At 55.2% G+C, this 8,745-nt stretch carries 7 protein-coding genes; all 7 read left to right on the top strand.

The genetic code is table 11. From position 1 onward, the window contains the following. Positions 1–915: type VI secretion system Vgr family protein (locus ACOTXI_RS16410; protein WP_421766139.1), on the top strand; the 915-nt coding region annotated here is incomplete at its 5' end. Continuing rightward, positions 908–1,405 carry a hypothetical protein gene (locus tag ACOTXI_RS16405; RefSeq protein ID WP_072205790.1) on the top strand — a complete coding sequence of 166 codons (498 nt, stop codon included), beginning with the start codon at positions 908–910 and terminating at the stop codon, positions 1,403–1,405. The genes ACOTXI_RS16410 and ACOTXI_RS16405, both read left to right, overlap by 8 nt. Before the next feature lie 75 nt (positions 1,406–1,480). Beyond that, complete coding sequence (locus ACOTXI_RS16400) at positions 1,481–2,035, top strand: hypothetical protein (RefSeq protein WP_230964495.1); 555 nt, start codon at positions 1,481–1,483, stop codon at positions 2,033–2,035. 3 nt (positions 2,036–2,038) lie between these two features. Then, complete coding sequence (locus tag ACOTXI_RS16395; protein WP_008499496.1) at positions 2,039–3,115, top strand: hypothetical protein; 1,077 nt, start codon at positions 2,039–2,041, stop codon at positions 3,113–3,115. Positions 3,116–3,190: 75 nt separating this feature from the next. Further along, positions 3,191–3,631 carry a DcrB-related protein gene (locus tag ACOTXI_RS16390; RefSeq protein WP_008499497.1) on the top strand — a complete coding sequence of 147 codons (441 nt, stop codon included), beginning with the start codon at positions 3,191–3,193 and terminating at the stop codon, positions 3,629–3,631. A gap of 3 nt (positions 3,632–3,634) precedes the next feature. Beyond that, positions 3,635–8,023 carry an RHS repeat-associated core domain-containing protein gene (locus tag ACOTXI_RS16385; protein WP_058653345.1) on the top strand — a complete coding sequence of 1,463 codons (4,389 nt, stop codon included), beginning with the start codon at positions 3,635–3,637 and terminating at the stop codon, positions 8,021–8,023. Continuing rightward, positions 8,023–8,682, top strand: coding sequence for an Imm43 family immunity protein (locus ACOTXI_RS16380; RefSeq protein WP_058653343.1), 660 nt, complete (start codon positions 8,023–8,025; stop codon positions 8,680–8,682). Before ACOTXI_RS16385 ends, ACOTXI_RS16380 begins: the two co-directional genes overlap by 1 nt. Positions 8,683–8,745 lie beyond the last annotated feature (63 nt).

The raw sequence follows: 8,745 nt of genomic DNA, 5'->3' as shown, positions 1-8,745 counted from the left end.
ATTCACCGGACCGATTTCACGGTCATTCCGTCGGCGGTGGTCTACCGTCCGGCGCAGACCACGGCGTGGCCGCGCACCTACGGCCCGCAGACCGCGAAGGTGGTGGGGCCGAAGGGCGAGAGTATCTGGACGGACAAATACGGCCGGGTGAAGGTGAAGTTCCACTGGGACCGTCTGGCGAAGGGCGATGACACCAGTTCCTGCTGGGTGCGCGTGTCGAGCGCGTGGGCGGGCCAGGGCTACGGCGGGGTGCAAATCCCGCGCGTGGGCGATGAGGTGGTGGTGGACTTTATCAACGGCGACCCGGACCGTCCGATCATTACCGGGCGCGTGTACAACGACGCGAGCATGCCGCCGTGGGCGCTGCCGGCTGCGGCGACGCAGATGGGCTTTATGAGCCGCACAAAAGACGGTTCCGTGGACAATGCCAACGCCCTGCGGTTTGAGGACAAGGCTGGCGCAGAGCAGGTATGGATCCAGGCCGAGCGCAACATGGACACCAGCGTTAAAAATGATGAAACGCACAGCGTCGGCGGAGCGCGCAGCCATTACGTGAAGAAAAATGAACTGCATCGCGTGGAAGCGAATCAGACCCAGGCTGTGAAAGGTGGCACCGAGATCCTGACGGGGAAAGGCAAGCTGGATGCGGCGGTGGAGCAGTACGTCATTGCTTCCGGGACGAAGCTGCGGCTGGTCTCCGGTGAGAGTGCCATTGAGCTGAATGCTAACGGCAAGATTAACCTGATCGGCAAAGAGTTTAACTTCTTTGTCGAAGGGGATGGTTATATCACCACGGGCGGTAAGCTTCATCTGAACACGTCGGGAACCAAGCCGGGCACGACGGCGCCGGGATCGGGGCATAAAGGGGATATTGATGCGGCGGTGCAGGCGAAATTTACGCCAAAAGATGAGTAAGGCCGGTGCGGTACTTATCGCATTATTAACGACGGGAATGGCTGAAGGAGACGCTCAGAAAAAGGATCTTTGGATGTTTATTTCCGGGATGAGCGCATCGCTTAAGACCTTATCCGTTACAACCCTTAGTAATGCGCCGTTATCGTTTAAGATGACCAGGCAAAATGAATATATCAATTTCTACAATGCCGACGATATCAAACTCGCTGATGGGACGAACATAACCGCAATTGAGTTACGTTTAAGCAAAGATAACGACGGCATGGCGCCTTTACTGAATTTTTCACCCTCCTCAGGTCAATGCATAACGCTTGATACCGTTAAAAAGCGCTATCCGCAGTTGAGGTTAACTGATTATCCGCGCGGCCGTTCGGAGAACGAAGCGACCAGCTATACAGCCCGAAAAGATATGAATGGACAAAAGGTGAGCTTCAGTTTCACCGTGAAAAATCCTCACTGTCTGGGTTCAGTCGTCATTAGCGCAGACTAAGAAATACTGCACTCATGTCCTGGCGGTTTCTTCTGGATGATAATAGCAATACACATTCAATAAATGACGATTAACGTGAAAAAACACACGCCGACATTTCTTTTTTCTGCCCTGATGTTTACCTGTCTCGGCAGCAATGTGGTTTTGGCTCAGGTGATGCCTCCCGTTCTGACAAAACGGGATTTTTCTGTGCAGATCAAAGACCAGCCTGTCGCATTGGGCGACCGATGGTCTCCTGATAGTGCCCGTAAAATTGATGTGCCGTGGGAAGGCAGCTTTGTCGGTGAGGTTCCTTTTGACGGAACGAACTATAAATTCTACCAGCATCAAAGGACTGGGTTAGAAATATTCAGTTCCAATCTCTGGTGGGATAAAGCTGAACGAAGCGTTGATGATTATATCGTGTCGCAGATTACGCTGACTGCCGAAGACTTCGCAACGCCGCGGGGTATCCATGTGGGTTCAACAACTAGAGAGCTGAACAACGCATACGGCAATGGCCTTGTTGAAAATGATTCCGGGACACAGTGGGTTTCCTATGCGTTGGGTAAAAAAGTACTCTCTTTTGGGATGAAGGGCGGCAACGTTGTGAAAATGACAATGAATTACGATAATGGTTCTTCAGAGTAAATTATGCCCAATAAATTTTTAGCATCCGCATTGTGCGCGGCTTTATTGGCTGGCGTCGTTGAAACCTCTACGGCACTTGAATTATCGCAGTACAATAAGCTCAATACGGTAAGTCGCATCGTTAATGATAGCGAAGTGACGGACATTCTCAGGAAAACGCTGGGAAATCATTACCAGGCCTTTATTGATAACTTTGATGTCTTCGGTGAACCGCATACCACTCCAGGTGGAGGATTGTTTGTTGAGGGCTGGCTAAAGGATCTCTACCAGGAAAATGCCTCAGCGCTGGTTATCAATCCTGACGGCAAAATCTTCGCGGCCTGGGTGGTTCCAGAATCAAACGTTATCCATTACCAGTCCTCTGATAATAGTCAGCCGATTAATGCCGATATTCAGCAATGGGCCGCCAGGTTCAATACGATGCAGTTTGCAGCGAACAGCCAATCGAGACCTGCGTTTGACGGGGTTTGGGCAGGCGGGGTTGGCAACGACTCGACGTTAACCCTGCAGTTAGCTGAATCAGGCAACCGTATCACCGGGTCTTATTGCTATATCTCCCAGAGAGGAAACCGCATCGACTGCCCGGAAGATGATGAGCGAAATCTTAGCGGTACGATCGCAGGAAACCGTGCGAACGTTGAGTTCAACTCATCGTTTGGCGGCGCAGGCGGACGGGCTGTTCTGGAAATAAAGGGGAGTGAGATGGAATGGCGTTTAGTTACTCCTCCTCAAAAAGGAAATTATTATGCTCCGCAGCGTTATACGTTACGTAAAGCCGCTTCGGTTCAAAACGCTGAAACCAGAAAACTGGACACCGAAAGGTTCGCTATTTCTCTTATAAATAAGTGCGGTCATTTTGATAGCGAATGTGATCAGATGGTCTATCTCGGCGTGCGCAAAAGCGATAACAGTACGATCTCCTTAAGGGGAAAAACGTTGCACGACTCCGCAGGTAAAATAATCGGCTCAACCTACAAGAATGGCGAGATCGCTTATACCGTGACGTATGCACCCGTGAAATTGGTTGTCAGCAAAGGCAGCCATGTTTTAGTCGAACAATCAGGTCAATGGCGTAAATAATAAAACAGCCAGCCAAAGGGCCAACATGGATTGGCCTTTTTGTTTCTCTCAATATTAATCATCCCGAGTTCACTTATGAAATACACCCTCCAGGAAGGTTCATTTTCCCTTTTTCCTGCTGCCTGGCAGGATAACAGCATGAACATTATTCGCGATGACGAAAGCGGGCTGTCCGTGGTGGTCAGCCGCGGCGTGATTCCCGATGGCAGCGACTACGAACAAGAGTTTCACCGCCAGTGGGATGTGTTGCGTCCTCAGATGGGTGAGATCGCCCAGAGCGAATTCCGGAACGTAAACGCCGGGCCTGACGGAAAAATTAGCGGACTGGAAGTCGAGACCACCTTTGACCGTAACGGACAGCGCCTGTGGCAAAAACAGCTGGCCGTGCAGACGCCGGGCAAACCGATATTGATGATTTTTACCCTCTCGGCATTAAGAGCCTTTACCAAAGAGGACGAGGTGCGCTGGAGCGCGCTTAAGCAGAGTCTGACGCTAAACGACAACCGGAATGTGTAAGGCATGAGCGATAACAACGCGGCCCGTAAGGGCGACGAGATTATTCACTCCAGCATTTTTGCTGATATCACCAGCATTGTGGCGGAAGGTGCCGCCTATGCGGTGATCGGTGCGGCAGTGGGGCTGGCGGCTACGGCCGCCGCGCCACTCCTCGGTGCCGGAGCCGCCGCAGCGGGCGTGGCGGCGATTGGGTCCAGCTGTCTGTTAAGCGGGATTATCGGTGGCGTGCTGGCGAACGTGGCGGGGATCACCGACGATATCAGCAACGCCGCGGAAGGGTTAGGCAATGCGCTTTTCCCGCCGTCGCCTGCGGGTAAAATCACCACCGGTTCGAACAACGTACTGACCAACGCAATCCCTGCCGCGCGCGCGGCAGGCACGCTCACGCCCGCCGATACCCCGTCCCCTGAGCCGCAGTCGCCGGGCAGCTTTGCCGATTACGCGGGCATGCTGCTTTCCGCCGCCGGACAGTTTGGCAGCGAAATGTGGCAGCCGAGCGTGGCCTCAGCCGCCGCGGGAACCTCGCCGCTGGAAGAAGATAAGGTGGCGTGTGAAAAGCACTCCGGGCCGCAGTATCTGGCGGAAGGCTCCAAAAGCGTCTTTATCAACGGGCAGCCCGCGGTGCGTGCGAAAGATCGCACCACCTGCGAAGGCACCGTTTCCGACGACGTCTCCCCGAACGTGATCATCGGCGGGGACACGCTTACGGTCCGTGATATCAAAAGCGGTAAAACGCCGGGTCTGGCGCTGGGGATGATTGCGCTCTCCCTGCTGCGCGGGCGTCCGGGCAAGATCCTGAAAAACATGCCCTGCGCGCTGGCCGCGGCCGGCGGCGGGATGCTGGCGGATATGGCGGTCAACGCCGTGTTTGGCTCCTCGCATCCGGTCCATGCCGCCACCGGCGTGAAGGTGCTGAACGACGACGACGAGCTCGACTTCTCGCTGCCGGGGCGCTTCCCGCTTCGCTGGCAGCGCAGCTACAACAGCCTGACCACCCGCGAAGGGCTGTTCGGCCTGGGCTGGGCAACGACCTTTGACAGCTATCTCTCGCTGGAAGATAACAATGCGACCTGGTTCGATGAAACCGGGCGCGAGCTGAGCTTTGAACTGCCGCCTGTCGACCGCGCGTTTTACAGCATCAGCGAAGGCATCATTATCCGCCGCAATGAGAACGGCGACGTGGCGATTGCCGACGATGACGGCGCGGTGTGGCGTCTGTATAAACCCACCCGGGCGAACCCCTCAATCCTGCGTCTGGCCTCCCTTAGCGATGAATACGGCAATGCGCTGCTGACGGCGTGGGACGAACACGGCAGGCTGGTTGGTATCCATGATGAGCCGCGGGCCATCGACGTCTCCCTGCGCTATGACGATGAACGTTTCCCGCTGCGCGTGACCGCAGCCAGCCATTTCGACGGCAACCAAACCTGGCCGCTGATGCAGTGGGGCTACGACGCGCGCGGCCAGCTGGCGAGCGCGACGGATGCCTCCGGCGTGGTGACGCGTGAATACCGTTACAACGACCACGGCCTGATGGTCTGGCACCGGATGCCGGGCGGGCTGGAGAGCGAATACCGCTGGAAAAAATTCGATCACTGGCGCGTGGTGGAAAACCGCACCAGCACCGGCGACGGCTGCCGCTTTAGCTATGATTTAGCCGCCGGGCTGACGACCGTCGAGCACTACGATGGTCAGACGCGCCGCCACTACTGGAACGCGCAGAATCTGATTGTCCGCTACGTAGACGAGCGCGGTGAAAACTGGCGCTACGAGTGGGATGATAACGAGCTTCTCACGCGTCGCATCGATCCGCTCGGCAACGCCGTCACCTTCGTCTACGACGAGATGGGCAACCGGGTGCAGGAGACCGATGCCGACGGCAATACCCGCACCACCACCTGGCTGGAGCACCGCGCGCTTCCCGCGGCCATTATCGAAGCCGACGGCAGCGCCACCCGGTTCTGGTACGACGAACATCACGGGCTGAAGCGCGTGGTGGACCCGATGGGGCAGACGACGCAGCTGCGACGGGACGAGTTTGGCCTGGTTGTAGAAGAGGTCGATGCCGCAGGCAACAGCCGCTATCAGGAGTACAACGAGGCCGGGCAGATCGTCCGTTCGACGGACTGTTCCGGGCGTATTACCCGCTATCGCTATCACCCGCTGGGCTGGCTGGTGGCTGAGACTGGCGCCGACGGTGAAGATACGCGTTACCGCTACGACGCCGCAGGGCGTCCGGTGCAGCTCGACCGCCCGGAAGGCTGGACGGAGTCGCTCAAATGGAACGAACGTGGCCTGCCGGTGAAGCATGCGGGCGCCGACGGGAAAGAGAGCGAGTTCAGATACGACGAGGCGGGGCGCTTAACCGCCACCCGAAATACGCAGGGTGAAGAGGTGCGCCGCCGCTGGGACAGCCGCGGGCGTCTGATTGCCCTGGAAAACGAGAACGGCGAAGCGTATCAGTTCCGCTGGGGGCCAGACTCGCTGCTGCTGGAAGAGGTGGGGCTCGATGGCGTGGCCTCGCAGTATCGCTATGATGCCTGCGGGCGCACGATTGCGCGCACCTTTGCCGCCGGCCATCCGGAGGCCATCACCCACGCCTTCGCCAGGAGCGCGAGCGGCCAGCTGGTCGCCCGCACCACGCTGGAAGGGCAGACCCGCTACCATTACACGCCGTCCGGGCTATTAAGCCGGATTGGGCTGCATCCGGCGCTTTCAGCCGACGCGTGGACCACCGAGGCAGAGCAGGAGCTTGCCTTTGAGTATGACGCACTCGGTCGCGTCACCCGCGAAGCGGGCGAGCACGGCGAGCTGGCGTGGGAGTATGACGCGCTGGGCAACCGCACCTCCGTCACGCTGCCCGATGGTCGCGAGCTGAAGCAGTTCTACTACGGCAGCGGGCATCTGCTCAGCATTGCTCTTGATAAGCTCTCGGTCTCCGACTTTACCCGCGACGAGCTTCACCGCGAGACCAGCCGCACCCAGGGTCTGCTGACCACCCGCAGCGAATACGACCGCCTTGGCCGACTGCATCGCCGTGACGTCTTTACCGGCAACGCCCAGCGCCCGTCGCCGCGCCGCTGGTCCCGCCGCTGGGATTATGACTACCGCAATAACCTGGTGCGCGAAGAGCGGGACGATAACCCGTTCAGCTGGTACCGCTGGCAGTACGACAGCGCCGGGCGCCTGCTCGTTCAGGACGGCACGCTGCCTGGCCAGGAGCAGTGGCGCTGGGATGCAGCCGGTAACCCGCTCGAAGGATCTGCTGAGAAGGTCACGCACAACCGCCTGACGCAGCTGAACGGCATTCGCTGGCGTTATGACATCCACGGCCGCACCGTGGAGAAGGATAACGGCCAGACGCGCTGGCACTACCGCTACGACGGCGAACATCGCCTGACGGAAGTCATCAGCCAGCCGCGGGACCGCAACAAACCGCAGACGCAGGTCAGCTTCCGCTACGATCCGCTCGGTCGCCGCATCAGCAAAACGCGCCGCCAGATGCTGGGCGGACTGCCAACCGGCAAGCCGGTCACCACCCGGTTTGTCTGGGAAGGGTTCCGGCTGCTGCAGGAAGTGCACGGGGATGTGCCGCTGACCTACGTTTACAGCGATCAGGACAGTTACGACCCGCTGGCGCGTATTGACGGCGTTGATGCTCCGGAGATCTTCTGGTTCCACTGCCAGCCCAACGGCACGCCGGAGCGGATGACAGATATCGAAGGGCAGGTGCGCTGGGAAGGGGTAAACAGCGCCTGGGGCAAGCTGCTGCGGGAAAGCGAGACGCAGGTATCAGGATATTCTCAGAACCTGCGCATGCAGGGGCAATACCTGGACCGTGAGACAGGGCTGCACTACAATCTGTTCCGGTATTATGACCCGGACTGCGGAAGATTTACGCAGCAGGACCCGATAGGGCTGGCGGGGGGGATAAATCTTTACCAGTATGCGCCGAATGCGCTGGGGTGGGTGGATCCGTGGGGGCTATCTAATAGCGGTATATTAGATAAAGCTATGGCTGGTAAAGTTGGTGATAGACTTTCTGCTCACCATGTTATACCCGTTGAGGTGTGGAAAGAGAACCAATCATTCTTCAATAATATTGGTATCGGAAAAGACATGAACTCTGCATTTAATGGTATTCATGTTCCAGGTAGTGCATCAGCGATGAAACAAGATGCAGGGAAAGGTATGGATGTTTTCCATAGTAGTAATCATCATAACTATAGTGACATTGTCCGTCAGCGCATTGCTCGTGTTGAGCAACGATATAATTCTGGAAGATTGGATGCTAAAGGGGCGAGGATAGCTATAAGGCGGATCCAGATTGATATGAAGAATAAAATTTGGATGGGACATGTTCCCACAACAAAATGCAGGAGAATGAATTAATGTCCTATTATGTGATCATGAATGACTTTGAATCATCACTCATGCCAAGAAATTTACAGGGCATGGTTGATGAAAGATTACAAATCGATGAAAACTGGGAAATAGAAGGCTCTGCATTTTCCTTCCCTTATCGAATAACAGACGATGCATGCCCAGACCGTATTTATTTGTTGTGCAATAAAAATGTTGGGGCTTTGAAATTTGACTATTATAAAAAAGACTTTGGACACTTGATGGATAAGTCTTTATTTTCAATTTTTGAAAATTATAAGCACAATGTTTTTTTTGGCCGAGATATAACACCAGTTTCGATTGGGAATGGTCAAGTTCTTCGGGATGATTTTAAATATGTATATTTTCCAGGCGGCGATGTTATAGATGAGGATAAATCTATTCTCGAAGAGGATAAGTTCGGAGATATCATACCTTTTAAAATTGAATTCAATGATGATGCGCTTGAATATGATATACTTTCGTTGAACGACACATTGTTAGGTGGTTTTATTATTGTTAAACAAGAGGTCAAGGAAGTTATAGAAAGTAAAGGATTCCGGGGGGTGAAACTTGTTCCACTGGAAAATGCTTTAGACGTTTTCTGTGAAGATTATTTCTACGAAATAGACTCAAATCGTAAAAGAAAGGGCAATAAACTACCTTAATATTGAAGGGTGTCGTGCCATTATTGATTCTTTGTTTTTCTTTTTTAATGGCGCGAAGAAGTT

The sequence above is a fragment of the Enterobacter cloacae complex sp. BZL2005 genome (genome assembly GCF_049238885.1).
In the GTDB taxonomy this organism is placed as follows: Bacteria; Pseudomonadota; Gammaproteobacteria; order Enterobacterales; family Enterobacteriaceae; genus Enterobacter; species Enterobacter roggenkampii.
The sequence above is the reverse complement of the archived record's forward strand: the minus strand, read 5'-3'. Positions and strand labels throughout refer to the sequence as shown.